The organism is Rhizobium sp. CB3060, from assembly GCF_025200735.1.
Taxonomy (GTDB): domain Bacteria; phylum Pseudomonadota; class Alphaproteobacteria; order Rhizobiales; family Rhizobiaceae; genus Rhizobium.
This window is the reverse complement of record NZ_CP104159.1, coordinates 1,858,488-1,878,230: the sequence shown is the minus strand read 5'-3', so window position 1 is coordinate 1,878,230 and position 19,743 is coordinate 1,858,488. Positions and strand designations below refer to the sequence as shown.

At 58.4% G+C, this 19,743-nt stretch carries 14 protein-coding genes; 5 read left to right on the top strand and 9 right to left on the bottom strand.

Annotated features, from left to right (window positions below):
• Nucleotides 1–14 precede the first annotated feature (14 nt).
• A complete protein-coding gene (locus N2601_RS27830) occupies nt 15–794 on the bottom strand; it encodes an alpha/beta fold hydrolase (protein WP_104827598.1) in 780 nt (259 codons plus the stop codon).
• 135 nt (nt 795–929) lie between these two features.
• On the opposite strand from N2601_RS27830, the gene N2601_RS27825 reads away from it, so the two are divergent.
• The 3 genes from N2601_RS27825 to N2601_RS27815 all read left to right on the top strand — a co-directional run bounded on the left by N2601_RS27825 (nt 930) and on the right by N2601_RS27815 (nt 4,954).
• Nucleotides 930–1,817 carry a LysR family transcriptional regulator gene (locus tag N2601_RS27825; protein WP_104827984.1) on the top strand — a complete coding sequence of 296 codons (888 nt, stop codon included), beginning with the start codon at nt 930–932 and terminating at the stop codon, nt 1,815–1,817.
• Between the two features lie 474 nt (nt 1,818–2,291).
• On the top strand, nt 2,292–2,594 hold the full coding sequence (locus tag N2601_RS27820; RefSeq protein WP_104827597.1) for an alkylphosphonate utilization protein: 303 nt from the start codon (nt 2,292–2,294) through the stop codon (nt 2,592–2,594).
• A 992-nt stretch (nt 2,595–3,586) separates the two neighbouring features.
• The gene (locus tag N2601_RS27815; protein WP_104827596.1) at nt 3,587–4,954 is read left to right on the top strand and encodes an acetyl-CoA hydrolase/transferase family protein; all 1,368 of its coding nucleotides are present in this window, start codon (nt 3,587–3,589) and stop codon (nt 4,952–4,954) included.
• A 162-nt stretch (nt 4,955–5,116) separates the two neighbouring features.
• Here the strand turns inward: N2601_RS27815 and N2601_RS27810 are convergent, their stop codons facing one another.
• Together N2601_RS27810 and N2601_RS27805 are read right to left on the bottom strand one after the other, a co-directional pair.
• The gene (locus N2601_RS27810; RefSeq protein ID WP_104827595.1) at nt 5,117–7,147 is read right to left on the bottom strand and encodes a methyl-accepting chemotaxis protein; all 2,031 of its coding nucleotides are present in this window, start codon (nt 7,145–7,147) and stop codon (nt 5,117–5,119) included.
• A 435-nt stretch (nt 7,148–7,582) separates the two neighbouring features.
• Complete coding sequence (locus tag N2601_RS27805) at nt 7,583–9,154, bottom strand: acid phosphatase (RefSeq protein WP_104827593.1); 1,572 nt, start codon at nt 9,152–9,154, stop codon at nt 7,583–7,585.
• 161 nt (nt 9,155–9,315) lie between these two features.
• On the opposite strand from N2601_RS27805, the gene N2601_RS27800 reads away from it, so the two are divergent.
• Complete coding sequence (locus N2601_RS27800) at nt 9,316–10,554, top strand: cytochrome-c peroxidase (protein WP_104827592.1); 1,239 nt, start codon at nt 9,316–9,318, stop codon at nt 10,552–10,554.
• Here the strand turns inward: N2601_RS27800 and N2601_RS27795 are convergent.
• The 6 genes from N2601_RS27795 to N2601_RS27770 all read right to left on the bottom strand — a co-directional run bounded on the left by N2601_RS27795 (nt 10,536) and on the right by N2601_RS27770 (nt 18,233).
• The gene (locus tag N2601_RS27795) at nt 10,536–10,793 is read right to left on the bottom strand and encodes a hypothetical protein (protein ID WP_260304413.1); all 258 of its coding nucleotides are present in this window, start codon (nt 10,791–10,793) and stop codon (nt 10,536–10,538) included. The genes N2601_RS27800 and N2601_RS27795 overlap by 19 nt on opposite strands.
• A 122-nt stretch (nt 10,794–10,915) precedes the next feature.
• Nucleotides 10,916–11,251, bottom strand: a complete 336-nt coding sequence (locus tag N2601_RS27790; RefSeq protein ID WP_104827591.1) for a hypothetical protein — start codon at nt 11,249–11,251, stop codon at nt 10,916–10,918.
• Nucleotides 11,252–11,366: 115 nt separating this feature from the next.
• Nucleotides 11,367–12,416, bottom strand: coding sequence for an isopenicillin N synthase family dioxygenase (locus N2601_RS27785; protein ID WP_260304411.1), 1,050 nt, complete (start codon nt 12,414–12,416; stop codon nt 11,367–11,369).
• Between the two features lie 227 nt (nt 12,417–12,643).
• Nucleotides 12,644–13,648: a murein L,D-transpeptidase catalytic domain family protein gene (locus N2601_RS27780; protein WP_260304409.1), complete on the bottom strand. Its 1,005-nt coding sequence runs from the start codon at nt 13,646–13,648 to the stop codon at nt 12,644–12,646.
• Nucleotides 13,649–13,927: 279 nt separating this feature from the next.
• Complete coding sequence (locus tag N2601_RS27775) at nt 13,928–14,851, bottom strand: response regulator transcription factor (RefSeq protein ID WP_104827588.1); 924 nt, start codon at nt 14,849–14,851, stop codon at nt 13,928–13,930.
• Nucleotides 14,844–18,233 (bottom strand): hybrid sensor histidine kinase/response regulator, encoded by a 3,390-nt coding sequence (locus N2601_RS27770; RefSeq protein ID WP_104827587.1) that lies wholly within the window; start codon nt 18,231–18,233, stop codon nt 14,844–14,846. Before N2601_RS27770 ends, N2601_RS27775 begins: the two co-directional genes overlap by 8 nt.
• Before the next feature lie 217 nt (nt 18,234–18,450).
• Here N2601_RS27770 and urtA point away from each other — a divergent pair, with 217 nt between their 5' ends.
• Entirely contained in the window at nt 18,451–19,740 is a 1,290-nt protein-coding gene (urtA, locus tag N2601_RS27765; RefSeq protein WP_260304408.1) for an urea ABC transporter substrate-binding protein, read from the top strand.
• The last annotated feature ends 3 nt before the right edge of the window (nt 19,741–19,743 follow it).

The following is a 19,743-nucleotide window of genomic DNA, read 5'->3' as shown; positions in this document are numbered from 1 at the left end:
CGCATCATGTGTTGCTATTTCGACAGATCGGCCGTCGCCGCCAGAATCACTTTTGCTACTTCCGCAGGCTGCGATAGTTGCGGCGTGTGTCCTGCCGGCAAGCTCACGACATGGGCCGAGATTTTCTTTGCCATCGCTTTCTGGAGATCCGGCTGAATCATGCGGTCCTGCTCGCTGACGATGTACCATGAAGGCTTCGTCTTCCAGGCAGCATCGCTTACTTTCTCCTCGAAGTTCTTGCCGCGGACAGGACCTTGCGTGGCCGCCATCAGCCGTGTTTCATCCGCCGGAAGATCCTGGGCTAGGTGCTGTGCGACCCCTTCAAGGCTGAGTGTCAGGAAACCCTCTTTATCCGCGATGATGTGGGCGAAACCCGAGGGAACCGGATAGTCCTTGGACAAATCCGCAACCGATTGACCTTCCGAGGGAGCGAACGCGGCGACATAAACCAGCGATTTGACGTGCTCGTGCTGGCCAGCCTCCGTGATGACGACGCCGCCCCAGGAATGACCCACCAGAACGACCGGACCGGTCTGCGTATCCAGCGCGCGCCGCGTGGCTGCTACATCATCTGCCAGCGACGTAAGCGGGTTCTGCACCGAAACAACCTTGAGCCCTTCTTTTTGGAGGAGTGGAATGACTTTGTTCCATGCCGATCCGTCGGCAAAAGCGCCGTGCACAAGCACAACGACAGGCTTTTCGACCTCGGACGCACTGGTGGGTGCTGCGTTTGAGGCCAGCGCAGTGCTGCCCATGACGGCGGCTACAACTGCTTTTTTCGCGAATGATGACATCAAGTGCTCCTTTGAATTGGGCCTACCGCAGGCTTTGCGGAAGGCAACCGCGATCAGATGGAAGGCACTTGTACATATGAAAATATTGGGAATAAATTTTCGAACAGGATCATGATAACAAACGATGAGTTTCAAATGGACAGACTGGCTTGCATGCAGGTTTTTGTGAAAGCCGTCGAAGCAGGTTCAATTTCGGCTGCTGCCGCTGAACTCGGTATGTCATCCCAATTGGCAGGCAAGCAACTAAGGGCGCTGGAGCAGGATTTCGGCATCAAGCTGCTGAACCGCACCACGCGTAGACAAAGCCTCACCGACAGTGGCCGCATATTCTACGATCATGCCAAGAACATCATGGCGGAGATGGAGGCAGCCGAGGCACTGATTGCTGAAACCCGCTCAATCCCGCGAGGACGACTTCGAGTCAGTGCACCGATCACTTTCGGCAGTCACGCGCTCGCGCCTGAAATACCGGAATATTTGAAGCGGCACCTGGAAGTGTCATTGGACCTTAGCCTGACCAACCGCACCGTAGACCTTGTGGAGGAGGGTTTCGATGTTGTCTTCCGGACTGGAGAGCTCCCGGACAGCCGACTGCTGACGAGAGGGCTGGCGCCTCTTCGTTTGGTTTTGTGTGCCGCACCCTCCTATCTGAAGTCGGCCGAAAAACTGACCAAGCCCGAAGAGCTGCAACAGCACGAATGCCTGGTGTTTTCGCACACATCACTTAGAACGCAATGGGCGTTCGAAGGACCGGGTGGCGTCATATCCGTCCCGATCGCTGGCAGGTTTTCGACCGACAGCGGCGAAGCGCTACGCGCCGCTGCCGTTGCCGGTATGGGGGTACTACTGCAGCCGCACGAGCTGGTGGTCGAAGAAATCCGGGACGGGCGCCTGGTGAGGCTCTTGCCAGAGTACGAACCGCCTGCCCGCCCGTTGCATGTGCTTTATGCACCTGACAGGCGGATGACGCCGAAGCTGCGAAGCTTTCTGGATTTTGCCGTTCGGAAGTTCGGTCTGCAGTAGCCGAGCGGGCAAGAGCGCTGATTGCGCTCATCCGGAATTTCGCTAACGGGTGCTGTCGTCGCGTTTCTCACCGATGCTACGAAAATCGGTCGACACGCACCATCAAGAATAGGGCCTCTATGTCGAACAGGCCCTATCCGCAGGCCAAAGGGTGTATATCACAAACGACATTATCATGTTCTAATTCAATGGTCGGACGTGCCTCCGACGATTGAAATCAAGCACTTCATGGCAACTGGCCCCTATCCCTAACCGGATAGGGGCTTTTTGTGTGGGACAAGGGCCAGGTTCCACAGGAGTTACCGAACAGGAAGCACTCCAGCGGCTGATGCAACCACCCGACCGAGTTCGAACAACGCTAGCCGATTTGATTTTATGGCGCTTGCAAGATAGAGGGCTCACACAAGTTTGGCCGCCCATGCTACGAGCGTGACGGCAACTGACACAGTTAACAAGGCAACCCGGCGGGCATACATGAGCGACCAGAACGATGAATACATCTACGACGAACTGAGCGGCGAATGGCGGCCGGCTTCGGAGATCGCCGCGGAGGCCGCGAAAGCTGCGGAGGTCCGCGACGCATCCGGCAATGTGCTGGCCGATGGGGACTCCGTGGTTCTGATCAAGGATCTCAAGGTAAAGGGCGCCGGCCAGACGCTCAAGCAAGGGACGGTCATCAGGTCGATCCGGCTCACCGACAACCCGGAAGAGATCGACTGCCGGCATGACGCGATCAAGGGGTTGGTCCTGCGCACCGAGTTCGTGCGCAAGCGGTGATCGGAGAAATTAGCGTTCAGGCATTGGCTGGTGATGCGCCGATTGCAGCTTAACCTTGGGACGTGGCTTCAAACGGCATCAATACTAGGCGCTCCCAGCAGATCGATGACTTCTTGACAGCGGCCGCGAAACTCCAGGCTCGATGACGGGAGTCCCGCATTCCCGACCAAGGTTGTTTCGGGACTCCCGGCCGTCGCATGGGAGCCCCGCTTCAGCACGTACAGTAGATCGCCGGCTGCGTGCTTAAACCAGAGCAAACCTCCTAGCTTCAGAAATGCGAGATTAATATCCACTGAGGCGTGTGCCGTTTCGGATCGCGGCTGTGCAGGCCGCCCATGGGCATGTGGCACTTGGGCTTCAATGATGCGACCGAAGCAGCACCATCGCCGGGCCTGCCAGAGCAGCGGCCGCGATCATAAGTGAAATTCCCACCTTCAGTACCTTTATCCGGCGTGTCCTGACGCCGCTCCAATCATACACCAACTTATCCCTCCGAGTGCTGGCCTGGGTAATGTGACCTAGCGGCCTCCCAACGTATGGCAAGGGGACGGAAATAGCCGTCCCCTCGAAAGGGACGCAAACGAACGAAGAGGTCCTGCCTCGTGGCAGTGAGGCAGGACCAGAGCACCGGTTATGGCTCATGCTGCGCGTACAATTTACCGGGTGGGCGTTTGGTTCGCGCGAGGTTTGGTACCACCGCCAGATGAAACCAAACTGAAGACAGGTCGCGGTATGGCTGGCTCTTCACGCGGCCGTATCCCTCTTAAGAAAGAAAACCTCATGGATCGAGCGAAATTCTTCGCTTTCATGCGCTCAACCGTATCCTCGCTGGATGTTGTGCAGGAATTGCTATGAGGGCATGATCGCTGCTTTGATAAAGCATGTTTTGCGGCAGACGATAACGCCCGCAACCGTCGTAAATGCCGGTGAGGATGTGAACATGGAAATCGATGCTGATTTATTCTGAAAAATAGCAGCGGGAGGAGGGCCCAATGACGACTATCCATCAGATGCAGTATCGCGAACGGCTGAGATCCGCAAAGGAGGCCGTCGCTCTGATCCCGTCTGGCGCGAAGGTGGCGATGCCGATAGCTGCCGGTCAGCCGCCTGCCATTCTTGCGGCATTGGCCGAGCGAGCTCGGGCGGGAGCCGTCGACAATGTGCGGCTCCACTATCTTCTTTGTACTGGCGTTGCGGGAACCAGCGTCTTCGATTTCGACCTCTGCCACCGGATCATTCCGATCAGTTACTTTCACGGAGGCGTGGAGCGTGCGCTCGACAAGAGGCGATCGGCGGAAGCATTGCCGGCTGTCGACCTGGTGCCCTGCCATTTCAGCCAGGTGCCGCGCTCTCTGGTGGAGCACGTCGGAGTAGATACCCTGATTGCAATAGTCGCGCCGATGGATGCGGATGGCAATTTCAGCCTCGGCGCAAGTACCGACTATGCGCTCACAGTATCGCGAAAGCCAGGAATTCGGCTGATCCTCGAAGTCAATGCCAAGATGCCCTATGTGCGAGGCGATTGCATGATCCCCGTATCGGCCGTCACGGCGGTGGTCGAAAATGACGTCGGTCTGCCGATCCTGCCGGCCGCTCCGAGCAATGAAGTGGACGATGCCATCGGTGCGATCGTTGCAGGCCTGGTGGAAGACGGCGATTGCCTGCAAATGGGTATCGGCGCCTTGCCGGATGCGGTGTGTTCGCGGCTTTCGCAACATCGCCACCTTGGCATCCATACGGAAATGATGACGGTGGGGCTTGCCAATCTGGTCAAGGCGGGCGTGGTCGACAATAGCCGCAAGCAGACACATGTCGGGCGGTCGATCTTCACCTTTGCGCTGGGAGATCAGTCGCTTTACGACTTCCTGCACAACAATCCGGACATTGAAGCCCATCCTGTCGACTATGTGAACAATCCTTTCGTCATTTCTCGGAACGACCGGGCTGTGTCAGTCAACGCGACGCTGCAGATCGATCTGAATGGGGCATGCAATTCGGAATTCATGAACGGCAGGCAGTTCAGTGCATCCGGCGGTCAGGTCGATTTCGTGCGTGGCGCCTATGCTTCGCGGGGAGGGCGGTCAATCATCGCCTGTCATTCCACCGCGGCGAAGGGCACGCTCTCGCGCATTGTTCCGGCACTGACCGGGCCGGTGACGACATCGCGCAACGACACGCATATCGTCGTCACGGAATATGGATGGACGAACCTCAAGGGCAAGTCCGTGGCCGAGCGAGCAAGGGCACTGATTGCGCTGGCCCACCCGGATTTCCGCGAGGAGCTGGATCGGGCAGCCCATGGGGCGGGGTTTTATGCTGATACCGTGTTGAATTCACGAACTTCAGACACCCACCGTTGAGACGAGAAGGCCGTTCTCTGCAGCACGTATGATGACGCCCGTACCGCACCTCAAAACTCTAAAGCGAGCACAACCCGAGCTATGTCGGGTCGTGTTTCGTCTGTGACTACCTACTTCTGTATCCCGCTGCGATGCCGAAACTAGGGGGCAGCCAGTCCCGCATCAAAACTCCTCCCAATCGGCCTTGCGAGCAACCGCCGTGTTGCCGGAGAAGGTATTGGCTAGCTTACGGCCGAGTGCCCGTGCCGGCGACGCAACTGGTTTCGCTGTCCCAACAACCAGACGCGGCGCCATCGCTGCTCCGAGCTTGAACTGTGCAATGAGATCGCGAAGCGTTCTGACTTGGTCTGCCAGGCCGTTGGTGGCAGCAGTCGATTCCTCCACCATTGCCGCATTCTGTTGCGTGGCCTGATCCATCTGGTTCACAGCGATGCTGACTTCGGAAAGACCCGTCGACTGCTCCCGCGCGGCAGTCGAGATGGAATACACATGCTCGTTCACCTTGACGACCTGACTTTCAATCGCTGCGAGCGCCGAGCCCGTCGCTGTGACAAGCTTTACGCCAGAGCTGACCTCCTCGCCGGAGCGATTGATGAGCGTCTTGATGTCCTTGGCGGCATTTGCCGATCGCTGTGCCAGTTCGCGGACTTCCTGAGCAACGACAGCGAAGCCCTTGCCAGCGTCCCCGGCACGGGCGGCCTCAACGCCGGCATTTAGTGCAAGCAGGTTTGTCTGGAAGGCGATCTCATCAATGACATTGGTGATTTGACCAATCTCGCCTGAGGCTTGCTCGATCCTGCCCATCGCCGCAACGGCTTCCTTGACGACGGAACTTGATTGCTCCGTGCTCTTGCGTGCTTCGTCGACCATATGGCTGGCTTCCGACGCCCGGGCGGTGGAATTCTTCACGGCAACGGTGATTTCCTCGAGTGCAGAGGATGTTTCTTCGAGCGAGGCCGCCTGTTGCTCGGTGCGCTTGGACAGGCTGTCAGATGCGGTCCGCATCTCTCCGGCGTTGCTGTTGATCGTTTCGATTGCGCGGGATACCTCGCCAAGTATGGAGCGCAAATTGATCATCGTTGCGTTGACGTTGTCCTTCAGTTCGCCAAATGCTCCCTGGAAATCTCCGCTCATCGTTTCGGTCAGATCTCCTTCTGCAAGGGCTGCAATAACCCGGCGGGTCTCGGCAATGCCACTGTCGACGGAGGCCACCAGTTCGTTGACGCCCGCCGCAAAATGGTCGAGGTCTGGATTGTCATAAGTCTTCGTGATCCGCTGCGTGAAATCGCCCGCAACAGCGGCGGACACAACTGCAGCGATACTCGTCTGCAGATCGGCGCTCTTGGCCTGCAACGCGGCTTCCTGGGCGTTCAAATCTCGAACCTTGATCCCATTCTGCTTGAACACCTGGATCGCGTGCGCCATCGCGCCGATTTCGTCGTGACGGTTGGCGTAGGGAACTCCTGCGTCGAGATTTCCCGCGGCGAGCTCGCTCATGCTGTTGGTCAAAACGTTGATTGGGCGTGCAATCGCCTTTGAACCGTACAGGGCGGAGACGATCAGTGTGACAATCGCCAGCAATCCGATTCCAAGATTGAGCAGCAGGATCAGTGTTGCACCCGCTTTCGCGTCGTCGTCAGCCTGGCTCGCCGCTTTTTTTGCCGCCTCAACACCTTCGTCGAATAGTTTCGCTGCCTGATCGGAGATGGGCAGAAGTTTTGCCTGGATCTCCGCTGTTTTGGCTTGGATGGCGGGGGAGGCATCTTGGCTCTGTAATTTCGTCTTCATGACATCGACGAGTTCGGCTGTCATGGCAAAGAAATTTTCACTCAGGGATTTGAGCGTCTGCACTCGGTCCCGATCAGTGGGTAGCTTTACCTCGGCTGACGCTTGATCGAGATAGTTGATCACCGAATGATGGCGCGCTGCCAAATAGTCCACGGCCTTAGCTAGGTCTTCCGGTGACGAGGCCAATCGGAGATCGCGAACGCCGATCTGCATTCCACGCAGCGACGCTTTCGCATCAACCAAATTGCGGGAAACAATAAGTTGATCCTTCAGAAGCGCCGAGCGTTCGCCGATCATCTGGCCACCATACAAGACGACGAGAAGCATGGTCGCGACCATGAGAATGCCGATTGCGGAAAGCACCGCTAATTTTGTGCCAATACGGGATGAAATAGCCGACAGCATTTGTAATCACTCAAATGATCTGCAAGTTACCATCATAGGACCGGCAGAAGCGAAAATTGCGCGCAGCGTCATGCAATGCGTCAACGAATATTGCGCGAATATCAGAGATTTAGGTCGCGCTCAGGCTGTCATGAAGCTGTCATAAAGGTAAAAAAGTGCCTTCAATCGGAGGTAATTCGGGCGCTTTTTCGTAAAATGGATAGTCATTGCGCGGATCAGACTGGTGATAGTCAAGTCGGGAGAAAACAGCGACTGACAAAGGCTGATGTCTCGCTTAAGGGAAGCGGGCCTTACCAGTGCATGAAGCTCGTCCAATGCCTCTTCAATATACAACGTCTGAGCCACGATCTTCACCGAAGAGGTACAGACAAACGTCGCACGAAAGCCACGGGCCGTCATTTCACTGAGCGATGGGACCAAAACTGCAGCTACATCTCACTTGTTCTTGAGCATGAGTGCGCTGGTCAAATCGCCGAGTGGCTTCTGCTTATGGGCGGCGATAGCAGCGTCGCGCACGGTGATGCCGTGCAGCGTCGGGAGCTCGAAGCGGCGCGTGACGAAACGCAGGATCGAGGTCGTGTCCATGGGCGTGTGATCAACATAGCCGTGCCGCGCGTAGGGCGAGACGATAATTGCTGGAATGCGCGAACCCGGTCCCCAACGGTCGCCCTTAGGCGGTGCCACGTGATCCCACAGGCCGCCATTTTCGTCATAGGTGACAACGACCAGCATATGCGGCCATTGCGGGCTCTTTTCAAGATGCCCAATCAGATCGGCGATATGGGCGTCGCCAGCCTCAATATCGGCATAGCCAGAATGCTCATTAAGGTTGCCTTGCGGCTTATAGAAAGAGACTTGCGGCAGCGTGCCGGCATCGATCGCTTTGATGAACTCAGCGCCGGCCAAGCCGCCATCCCTCAGATGCTCGGTCCTGGCTGCGGTGCCGGGAGCGAAATTGGCATAATAGTTGAAAGGTTGGTGGTGATATTGAAGATTCGGCACTGGCTCCTTGTTGCCGTGGTCGAGCACATCCTGCCAAGCCCCGCCATACCAAGCCCAGGTCACGTGCTTGAGACTGAGCATATCGCCGATGGTTGGCTCAGTCTGTGGCGGCAATGTCGTTGGCTTGTTCGGGTCTGCCAATGCTTTGTCGCCATCCGGCGCGGGACCGTTACCGCTCGGCTGATAGGGCGGCTGCATGGTGTTGACGGCGTAGAAATCGGGCGTGAGATTGCCGTCGCCGACGAATTTCGGAATGCCGTCGATCGCCGATTTTGGCGAATTGGCGGCGGCCTTAAGCGTCACCCCGTCCGGCTCGACCACTGCGATCGAAGGCTTGGCGGTACTGGTGTCGGCGTTGGCATAATAGGGTGCACAAGCGCAAATCAGCCATTGATGGTTGAAGAAGGAGCCGCCGAAAGCGCCCATGAAGAAATTATCGGCCAGCACATATTTCTGGGCCACCTTCCACATCGCCGTCTTCGAGCCGTCCCACGAGCTCATCGCCAGCGCGCCTGAATCGGCATAGGCGACGAATTTGTCGTTGCGTCCGCCGTCGATCTGCATCTGGTTCTGATAGTAACGGTGCCAGAGGTCGCGCGTGATCGTATTCGAGGTGAGGTTGAAGCCCTTGGGATCGTCCGCGCGGAATGGCCGATTGGGGAGATGCTCGGTCTCCGCTTGGGTCACTGGTGGTGTCACGCCTTTGGCGGTGAGACCCTCCCAGATCGGCGGCAGCTCACGGAAAGGCTTGCCGTTGCGATCGCGCTGGATGCGTGCGCTTGCCGGCGCCTTCGAAACCCCGTTAGCCCCTGGGAAGCTGCCATAGAGATTGTCGAAGCTGCGATTTTCCGCGTAGATCACGACCACGGTGTCGATCAGCTTCAGATCACTGGCGGAATTCCGCGCAGGTCCCGCCTTTGCGCCAGAGGCGCCGGCGACGGCAGGGGCAAAAGCCGTCACAGAAAGACTTAACGCGCAGACGGCCGCGGCAGTGATCGATTTCATTTGAACTGATCTCCCCTGGTTCGGGTGGGCGTGCCTCACCTGACGCGGCAGCTTATCCGGGGCAGAAGCTAACGCAAGTCCTAATTGAAATGATTCTAAAACCCAGCTATCGATTTTGAGGTGGAGACCTGAGATTGCAGTGAAGGGACGCGAGCACAGCGATGCAATCCAAACCGCGTACAAGACAGTGGGTGGGGATCTGTGCTGCCGCTTCATTGTTGCTCATGATGACCTCGGTCCACACAGGCCAAGCTTTGTCGCGGGCCGATGTGCGGCTGAAAACACAGGCCTTGTATGCACTCGGCAAAACCCTCTTCTTCGATCCCTCCCTGTCAGCGTCAAGCAAAATGGCCTGCTCCTCCTGCCACGACCCAAGCCACGCCTTTGGGCCGAATAATGACCTGGCGGTGCAGCTTGGCGGTGGCGACTTGCATCAGGCCGGGCTGCGGGCGGTGCCCTCGCTCAAATATCTGCAGGTGGTGCCGCCCTTCACCGAGCATTTTTTTGAATCCGAGGACGAAGCCGACGAAAGCATCGACAACGGGCCGACGGGTGGTCTGACCTGGGACGGCCGGGTCGATCGCGGCTGGGAGCAAGCCAGGATTCCCCTGCTTTCTGATTTCGAGATGGGCAATAAAGGCGAAGCGGAGGTCGCCGGCCGCGTGCTCGCGGCGGGCTACGCCAAGGCAATCACCGATATTGCCGGCTCAAAGGCCGTCGATGATCCGGCGATCGTCTTTCGCACCTCGGTTAAGGCACTGGAAGTCTTTCAGCAGGACTATCGGACCTTCTATCCCTATTCGAGCAAATATGACGCAGTACTGGCCGGCAAGGCTCAGCTCACGCCACAGGAGGCAAGGGGGCTGGACCTGTTCAATGCAGCCGAGAAGGGCAATTGTGCTTCCTGTCATGTCAGTCAGCGCGGAAATGATGGCACGCCGCCGCAGTTCACCGATTATGGGTTGATCGCCATCGGCGTGCCCCGTAATCGCGATATTCCTGCGAACAAGGATCCGGCGTTCTACGATCTTGGCCTATGCGGTCCCTTGCGCACCGATTTCATTGGACGCGAGGATTATTGCGGGCTCTTTCGCACACCAACGCTGCGCAACGTCGCTCTTCGCAAGACCTTCTTCCACAATGGCGACGTTCATTCTTTGCGGGACGCCGTACGCTTCTACGTGGAACGTGAGACCCATCCGGAGCGCTGGTATCCCCGCAAACCCGACGGGAGCGTCGATAAATACGATGATCTGCCGGAGGCGGCAAAAGCCAACATAAACACCGACCCACCTTTCGACCGCAAGGCAGGCGACGAGCCCGCGCTTTCGCCCGCCGAAATCGACGATGTCGTATCTTTCCTCGGAACACTCACCGACGGCTACGAACCGTTGGAGTGAGGACGTGAGCGGTCGTGTTTTGCTCGATGCCGCTTGCTGGGCAGATCGAGCAGACGGGCGACGGTCTCGGCGCCTTTGCCAGAAACCGCCATCTTGCCGGTATCGCTTATTTGGAGTTCAGTTCCGTTTGAGAAGCTGAGGGACCAGCCGTCATCGGTGGCTATGCGGCGCCTGTCCGTTAGTTCGATACCGGCCGCAGAGATCAGCGCGATCGCCTTTTCGACGTCCATGATCATCACTCACGCAAGAACATCCTGAACATTTGTACTAAGGGTCCTGACGGCTCGCAAGTGTCGAGCGCCGAACCCCACGACGATCGCAGGTAAGACCTGGAAGAACGACGGAATCTGAGGCGGGATCGCTAGTGAAAGGTTCCAGGAAGAGGGCGATCGTCTGCCAGCGTTTGCATTGCGCGGATCAGGCCAAAGGCACGGTCGATAATCTCGGCGCTTGACGGATTGTCGAACATCGCGAGTTCCTCGCGCATCACCGTGAGCATCCAGTTGATCTCAAGGAGCGTCAACACGGTGTTTGAATCGGTATCGGCCGCGACGGTGTAGATAAGATCCGTAATTGTCGTCGTCAGGAAGTCGATGCAATTCAGCCGCTCGGTCACATTCAACAGTGAAAATGGGATCGATGATGTCTTGTCGTCCGTCAGCATCAGCGGTTCCTCCAGAAGAAACACAAGGCGCATCACGCCTCATGGTCCTTCATGAGACGCAGTTCGGCTTCGCGCCAACCGAGCAATGACGTTAATAGATCAAACTGCGCTCCGTCGCGAGTGAAGCTTTTGTAAGATTACGATCAGCCTATTTGCCGGCAGCAAGCTGCTCCGTCGTCAGCAAATCGGCATGGTGGGCGAGGGCGACGTCGGGATGTGAACGCAAGCGGCTCTTCAACTGATTGATACCGACCTCCCGAAAAATGGGGTTGAGCGGATCGACCGAGACGCCTCGCTCGGCAAGCTTCAAATCATCTGGAAGATCGATGACCGGAATTGTCGCGTCGGGTCGCGAGCCGAGGAAGAATGCCACCGAGAAGCGTTCGACGCCCGCCGGCGGCGCAACGACGTCATGCACATCCGCGCGCACGAAACCGTTCGTCGCCAGTTCGAGCAGTTCCCCGGTGTTGATCACGAAGGTGCCGGGAACCGGTGGAGCATCGATCCAAAGATCGTCCTCCGTGCGCACGCGCAAGCCCGGAACCGTGTCCTGAAGCAATACGGTCACGAAGCCGCCGTCCTTGTGGGCGCCGACGCCCTGGTCCGTCTCGGCAGCGTCGCGACCGGGATAGCGGATGATTTTCAAAAGTTGTGAAGGCTGCGGTTGATAGATCTCCGCAAAGACGTTTTCAGATTGGCCGAGAGCCACCGCAATCGCCTTGAGAATATCGATACCGATCCGCGTGACCTCCGCCTGGTAGGCAAGCAACAACGGTTTGAGTTCCGGCAGCGCTTCCGGCCACTGGTTTGGCCCCTGCAAACGCCGCCAGGCTGGCGTGTCCGGACCGATCTCGAAGGGGCTGCTTTCAGTGTTGATGTCGAGCTGCTCTCGCCAATCCTGTTGGCCACGAGTGCGTTCCTGCCCAGCACGGTTATAGCCGCGGAAGTGCGGCGACTTCACCATTTCGATCTTGAGCTTTTCTTCCAGCGGCAGCGCGAAAAAACGTTTCGCGGTCGCCACCACATCGCGGATCAAGTCCGGATCGACGCCGTGGTTCTGCAGGTAGAAGAAGCCATGGTCGTGGAGGACGCCGCGCAGCTCCGCAACGAAAGCCTGGCGATCCTCCGAGGTGCCGTAGAAGCGGGAGAGATCGAGTGTCGGCAGTGCGGTCTCGTTTGGTAACTGTGCGACGGTCATGGTTTATCTTCACTATCCTCAAAGGCAGGGCAGGGCGGGCAAGCCAAAACGCGGCAAACTCAGCGGCCAGCACTAACGGGGACGCTAGAGGACGCAATCAGCCGCGGCAAACAAGATCATCTTAAAGATGGAACACTGCTTGGAACGATTTTGCTGTCCGCGTGCCAAGCCTCGGCAAACGCAAACTTCATCAATGGAGAGCCGTCCTGCCCGGAACGTGCGGCTTCTCAGTTGGACACAGCTTCGCAAAGGGGAATGGGGCGCGGTGGCGGCGCTGGATGATCTTGCTTGTATTGGGCGATGATTGGCTCGAGCTTCTCCTTCGGCCAGAACTGTGGCGCGCCGATCTCGCTGAGGCATGAGGCGTTCCAGTAAGAACCGTTTTTGGCCGGCGATTGGCCAGATGCTATGGCACGCGCAACGGCACTGATGTCACGGGCCTCCGGATAGATATAAAGGGTCGTCGGGTTATCCTTGACCATCGACAGCACTTGCGCGGCATCTTCCGGCGACCAACTGGTACAGCCATCGCTGCGGCCGCCCGCATAGGTGACCAGTTTGCCGAATGGGACGTACCCCTGACGATTTGCGTAGGGGCTTTCCGGCTTTTTCTGCATGCATATCCCCGAGACGAGCGCCGCGGCGTGTCCACCGATGGCACGCTGCCTGGCGTTTGCAGTGTCGCCGATGCCATCGAACTGCACGAACGAGCGCGTCAGAACTGCATCCTGATTGGGAGAGGCACGATAATAGCCTTTGAAGGTCGTCTTGATCTCATTTGTCAGATATGCGCCACCGGCCGTCAGATTGGAATCCATTGCGTTGCCGAAGTTTTTTGCACACTCCCGCCCATTGGAAAAGTTGGCGACCCCTTGCAGATTGCGGCCACCACCATGCCCTGACGATATCACGCGGAATGACCGGGATGCTTCGCAGATCATGTAGAACCGGCCGCCTGTCGTTCCGCCGGTACGATCGTTAGGACGCGTGGCGTCCATCGCGAAATAGCATGTGTTTCTCACACGTCCCTCTGCAACCTTTTCCAGATAAAGTGCCCGAGCCCGTTCCAGCACGACTGGTGCAATCTGCCCGCTCCCTTCGCCAACATATCCCGCCAGCCAGCCTGGAATGGCCGATGCATTGCTCGAGGCAAATGCCGGGCCCGCACCGCAGAGCGATGCCACCACGGCAGCGAAGCCGAGGCGCTTGAAAATGCTAAATCTTGGGAGCATGCGGGTGTCTCCCCGAGACGTCGAGACGATCATCTGTGTGATGTCGCTCGCGGTTTCGGAATCAAAGTGGCGAAAGGTTCTAATAGCTTACCATTGTGCTTGAGCAATCGTTAACACTGCATTTCCAATTTCGTCGCTGCTGCGGTGAGCGAAACCACTTGCCGGATAGCCGCGCAACTCGGGCGAATACTGTGGACGATGGACCTGGTATTCTGGCCGGCCCACCCGGCGGTGAGCACATGGGAGCACGAGCGTTCCATCAGCTCAAAAGTTGACATTTCAATTTTCGTGAAACGCGGATGCCGCCATCACCGCTGCTGAAGAGCGATTTTCCACGCCGAGCTTAATATAGATTTGTTCCAGATGCTTGTTCACGGTTCTGGCGGAAAGACCCAGTATCTCTCCGATATCCTTGTTGGCTTTTCCTTTGGCAATCCAAAGCAACACTTCAGATTCTCGTTGCGTGAGCTTGAAACGTTGCCGCAGGATCTCGTTGTCAGGCACTTGTTTCGTAGCGGTCAATCGAAATAGGTACTCGTCGGTTCCGATCGTGCCCAAAAACGAAAGTTGCAGCGCCGCTTCTCCTTTGATTTTCACGGCGAATGTCGTGTCGTAAACAGCTCCGGCATTTTCACGTGCCACGATGAAATCGGCAATCGGTGCGGCTAGGCTGTTCAAGCCTTCATCGGTGCCGGACGCGGCATTGACAAGACGAGTTGCCTGCGGGGTCGACCAAAGAACGGAGCCATCGCGGCGAACCGCCATCAAATGTCTTCCAGCGACGTCCAGTGCCACCCGAGAACTCTGGGCGGAGCGTGCATTGCGCAGGTGTACGCGGATGCGGGCGCGCAGTTCATCGACATTGATCGGCTTGGTGAGATAGTCGACACCGCCGGATTCCAGCGCATGCACAACATGCTCGGTTTCGGTCAATCCGGTCATGAAGACGACGGGAATCTGGGCGATGCCCGCATTGGCCTTCAGCCGGCGGCAGGTCTCGAAACCATCCATCGACGGCATGACGGCATCCAGAAGGATGAGATCGGGTGTGATGCGCTCGACGATATTGAGCGCCGCCGATCCGGAGGTGGCGATCAGCACGGAGAAGCCGGATTGCTCGAGCGCATCTGTCAGGAAACCGAGAGCTTCCGGCGAATCGTCCACCAGCAAGACTATGTCGCGGGGAAGTGCGGGCTCAGTCAATCTGTTCTACCTTTTCAGTGTCGAAGGTGCGCAGCACATTCAGGAAGCCGTCAAGATCGAAAGCCTGGACATGAATGCGCATGGCGTCGGTAAAGGGTTTGTTTTCATCAAGCTTGGCGAGATCGGCAAGCTTTGCCTCGATGCCCCTGATATAGCCTATTTCGCCGAGCCGCATCAGTTCGCGTACATGCTCCAGCCCCGGGCTTATCAAGGGCGCTGGCGGCCTCAGTGCGACCGGGGCGGAGGCGTCGGCATAAATCCATTTCAAGCCGAGATGGAGCGCCAGCTTGTCGCGAAGCTGGCGGATATCGACCGGCTTGCCGATGGCATCATTATGGCTGTCGTCGCTGTCCTTGGCAGCGGCGCGGTCGCCGATATTGGCCGACAGCATCAGGATCGGCGCCATCTGGCCGTTCTCCCTCAGCCGCGAGACCAGTTGCCAGCCGTTCATGCCGGGCATGGAGATGTCGACCAGGAAAAGATCCGGTTTGATGCCCTCGATCAAGGTCAGGCAGTCCGGCCCGCCGGTGGCCGTCAGCACGATGAAATCGAGCGGCGACAACACTTCGCGCATCAGCTCGCGATGATCCTCATTGTCGTCGACGACGACGATGGTACGGCGCGGCCCTTCGTAACTGACGATCCGCTGTTCCTGCGCCGGCGGCTTCATCGGCCGGATCACCGCCGACAGCATCAGGCGCACCTTGAAAGCCGAACCCTTGTCCTTTTCGCTGGAAACGGAGATTTCGCCGCCGAGCGTATTGGTGAGCAGCCGGGTAATGGTCAGTCCAAGGCCGAGGCCCGGCATGGGGCGGACGCTGTCGGCCTCGCCACGCTGGAAGGGCTCGTAAATGCGGGTGAGATCCTTCTCGGCGATGCCGCGCCCGGTGTCGGCGATCGTGAAACTCGCGACCTGGCTGCGATAGCCGACCTCGAAACGCACACTGCCCGCATCGGTGAACTTGATGGCGTTGGAGAGCAGGTTGACGAGAATCTGCCGCAGCCGCTTTTCGTCGGTGCGGACATAATCGGGCAGGGCGGCGGAACGTTCATGGATGAAGACAAGACCCTTGGCCTGCGCCTGCGGGCGGAACATGTCGACGATCTGGTCGAGAAAGTCCTGGATGTTGATCTCGTTGGAATAAACCTGCAGCCGGCCGGCCTCGATCTTGGAAATGTCGAGTAGCCCGTCGATCAGACCGGAGAGATGCTCCGCGCTGCGGCGGATGACCTTCAACGAGGATTGCCGGGGCGCGGGAATGGTCTCGTCATGCTCGAGGATCTGGGCATAGCCCAGTACCGCGTTGAGCGGCGTGCGCAATTCGTGGCTCAAGCCGACGACGTAGCGGCTCTTGGCGCGGTTGGCGGCTTCGGCCGCCTCCTTGGCGCTCTGCAAAGCCGCATCCGTCTTCTTGTGCGCGGCGATTTCCTTGAGCAGCAACGTATTTTGGCGCGAGGATTCCTCCTCGGCGACGACGCGGCTGTCGTGGGCGAGCACATAGAACCAGCAGACGACGCCAGCAATGACGGCAAAGACGAAGAAGACGATCAGGATGGTGCGGTCGACCACTTGCGCCGTCTCGGGCGAGGCGGAGCCGACCTGATGCGCGATCATTGCCAGGATGGCGCCCACGGCCGTCAACGCCACCGCGACTGCAATGCCGTAGCGGCCGAGACGGGTGGCGAGCTTGGCGACGACGGTCTCCGGCAACAGGGTCTTGGCGACCGTGCCGATCTGCGTGTTAAGCCGCGCCTTCGGTTTGCACATGTCGTGGCAGCGGCTGTCCAGCGAGCAACAGAGCGAGCAGATCGGCGCGGCATAGGCCGGGCACCAGGCCATGTCCTCCGGCTCGAAAGGATGTTCGCAGACCGAGCAGGTGATGGTGGCGAGGTTCTTCCAGCTTTGGCGCGGCTTGCGGGCGAGATAGAATTTTCCCTTGGTCGCCCAGGCGAGTGTGGGCGAGGCGATGAGGGCAATGACCAAGGTGATATAGGGGGCGAGCGAGGCGGCGATAGTGCCAAGCGCGCCAAAATGGGCGATGAGGGCAATCGCCGCCGAGAGCGCCATGGCCCCCAGGCCGACGGGATTGATGTCGTAGAGATGGGCGCGCTTGAACTCGATGCCGGGAGGGGCAAGACCGAGCGGCTTGTTGATGAAGAGATCGGCGGAGATCGTGCAGAGCCACGCCATGGCGATGATGGAGAAGATGCCGAGGGTTTCCTCCAGCAGCCTGTAGATCCCAAGTTCCATCAGCAGCAGGGCAATGGCAACGTTGAAGACCAACCAGATGACGCGGCCGGGATGGCTATGGGTCAGCCGCGAAAAGAAATTCGACCAGGCAAGCGAGCCGGCATAGGCATTCATCACATTGATCTTGAGCTGCGAGACCACGACAAAAGCGGCCATCAACAGCAGTGCGGCGTTGTGCCAGGGAATCATGTAGCCGAAGGCGGTGAGATACATCTGCGCCGGATCGGCGGCGCGATCGGCCGGCACGCCGGAACTTAGCGTCAGCACGACGAGGAAGGAGCCGGCCAGCAGCTTCAGCGCGCCGATGAGTACCCAGCCGGGACCGGCGAGAAAGATCACCAGATGATGCCGCCATTTGCGGCGGCCTTCCGGCGGCAGGAAGCGCAGAAAGTCGGCCTGTTCGCCGATCTGTGACATCAGCGCCAGGATGACGGCGGAAGCAGCGCCGAATTCCACCAGATCGAAGGGAGCGGCCGTTCCCGATGCCTCGGACGCGTGATGTATACCGGCGAACGCCCGCCAGAGGTCGAATTTCCCCCAATCGGAAAAGGCGATGAAGACGAAGGGCAGGATGTTGAGGACGATCCAGAACGGCTGGGTCAGGAGCTGGAACCGGCTGATCAGACGGACGCCGTGCGTCACCAGCGGGATCACCATGACGGCGCTGACGATATAGCCGACCCACAGGGGTATGCCGAGTGTCAGCTCCAGCGCCCCCGACATGATGGATGCCTCGATGGCGAACAGCATGAAGGTGAAGCCGGCATAGATCAGCGAGGTGATCGTCGAGCCGATATAGCCGAAGCTCGCGCCGCGGGTCAGGAGATCGATATCGACCCCGTGTCGGATGGCATAGCGGCTGATCGGCAGGCCGATCGCCAGCATGACGATACTAGCGACGATGATGGCATAGAAGGCGTTGGTCGTGCCGTAGGAGAGTGTTGTGGCGCCGCCGATTGCCTCCAGCGCCAGGAAGGAGATGGCGCCGATTGCCGTCTGCGAAATGCGCTGCGAGGAAAATTGCCTGGCGCTTTTGGCGGTGAAGCGCAGCGCATAGTCTTCCAACGTCTGGTTTGCCACCCAGCGGTTATATTCGCGTCTCACCGGAATGATGCGTTGCCGCGCCGCCATGCCCACCCTTCAGCAGTCTTCAAATCTAACCGACGTCGTAACACGGAATGCAGCGGCCCTTAAGTGCGTGGACTGCGGATATACTGCACATTTCGCCCCGTCTCCTACGTCATATTACGTATGTGGAATCCCCTGGCGCTGCCGGATAGTCGCGGCAGGCAACGGTTAATCTTTGTTTACGAACTGTTGCGGGCAGACAAAAAGAGGGGAACTACGCATGAAACTGAAGACTCTTGTCTCCGGCGCGCTTCTGGGCGCCATCATGTCGACGACCGCATTCCACGGAGCTTTTGCCGCCGACGACACCATTAAGGTCGGCGTTCTCCATTCGCTTTCGGGCACCATGGCGATTTCGGAAACGACGCTGAAGGATGCCATGCTGATGCTCATCGACGAGCAGAACAAGAAGGGCGGCGTTCTCGGCAAGAAGCTGGAGCCGGTCGTCGTCGATCCGGCATCCGACTGGCCGCTGTTTGCCGAAAAGGCACGCGAGTTGATCCAGAAGGACAAGGTCTCGGCCGTGTTCGGCTGCTGGACCTCGGTGTCGCGCAAGTCGGTCCTGCCGGTCTTCAAGGAACTGGATTCGATCCTGTTCTACCCCGTGCAGTTCGAGGGTGAAGAGTCCGAGCGCAACGTGTTCTACACCGGCGCAGCGCCGAACCAGCAGGCGATCCCCGCTGTCGATTATCTGATGCAGAATGAAGGCGTGCAGCGCTGGGTTCTGGAAGGCACCGACTACGTCTATCCGCGCACGACCAACAAAATCCTTGAAGCCTATCTGAAGTCCAAGGGCGTCAAGGCCGAAGACATCATCATCAACTACACGCCGTTCGGCTTCTCCGACTGGCAGACGGAAGTCTCCAAGATCAAGGCCTTCGGTTCGGCCGGCAAGAAGACCGCCGTCGTCTCCACCATCAATGGCGACGCCAATGTTCCCTTCTACAAGGAGCTCGGCAACCAGGGCGTCAAGGCGGAAGACATTCCGGTCGTCGCTTTCTCCGTCGGCGAAGAGGAACTTGCCGGCGTCGACACCAAGCCGCTGGTTGGCCATCTCGCCGCCTGGAACTATTTCCAGTCCGTCGACACGCCCGCCAATGCCGAATTCATCAAGGAATGGCATGCCTATACCAAGAACGACAAGCGCGTCACCAACGACCCGATGGAAGCCGCCTATATCGGCTTCAACATGTGGGTGAAGGCCGTCGAAAAGGCCGGTACGACCGATCCGGACAAGGTGATCGACGCACTCGTCGGCGTTTCCGTTCCAAACCTTACCGGCGGCTACGCCACCATGATGCCGAACCATTACATCACCAAGCCCGTGCTGATCGGCGAAGTGCAGGAAAACGGCCAGTTCGACGTCGTTTCGCAAACCCCCGCAGTGGTCGGCAAGGAATGGTCGGATTACCTGCCTGACAGCAAGGACCTGATCTCGGATTGGCGCATGCCGATGAACTGCGGCAACTTCAACGTTTCCACCGGCAAGTGCGGCGGCAAGGGTTCCTGAGTT

Bases quoted from the DNA above. Each gene is read 5' to 3' on its own strand.
- N2601_RS27830 (WP_104827598.1), bottom strand. From the start codon at position 794: ATGTCATCATTCGCGAAAAAAGCAGTTGTAGCCGCCGTCATGGGCAGC.
- N2601_RS27825 (WP_104827984.1), top strand. From the start codon at position 930: ATGGACAGACTGGCTTGCATGCAGGTTTTTGTGAAAGCCGTCGAAGCA.
- N2601_RS27820 (WP_104827597.1), top strand. From the start codon at position 2,292: ATGAGCGACCAGAACGATGAATACATCTACGACGAACTGAGCGGCGAA.
- N2601_RS27815 (WP_104827596.1), top strand. From the start codon at position 3,587: ATGACGACTATCCATCAGATGCAGTATCGCGAACGGCTGAGATCCGCA.
- N2601_RS27810 (WP_104827595.1), bottom strand. From the start codon at position 7,147: ATGCTGTCGGCTATTTCATCCCGTATTGGCACAAAATTAGCGGTGCTT.
- N2601_RS27805 (WP_104827593.1), bottom strand. From the start codon at position 9,154: ATGAAATCGATCACTGCCGCGGCCGTCTGCGCGTTAAGTCTTTCTGTG.
- N2601_RS27800 (WP_104827592.1), top strand. From the start codon at position 9,316: ATGCAATCCAAACCGCGTACAAGACAGTGGGTGGGGATCTGTGCTGCC.
- N2601_RS27790 (WP_104827591.1), bottom strand. From the start codon at position 11,251: ATGCGCCTTGTGTTTCTTCTGGAGGAACCGCTGATGCTGACGGACGAC.
- N2601_RS27785 (WP_260304411.1), bottom strand. From the start codon at position 12,416: ATGACCGTCGCACAGTTACCAAACGAGACCGCACTGCCGACACTCGAT.
- N2601_RS27780 (WP_260304409.1), bottom strand. From the start codon at position 13,648: ATGCTCCCAAGATTTAGCATTTTCAAGCGCCTCGGCTTCGCTGCCGTG.
- N2601_RS27770 (WP_104827587.1), bottom strand. From the start codon at position 18,233: ATGGCGGCGCGGCAACGCATCATTCCGGTGAGACGCGAATATAACCGC.
- urtA (WP_260304408.1), top strand. From the start codon at position 18,451: ATGAAACTGAAGACTCTTGTCTCCGGCGCGCTTCTGGGCGCCATCATG.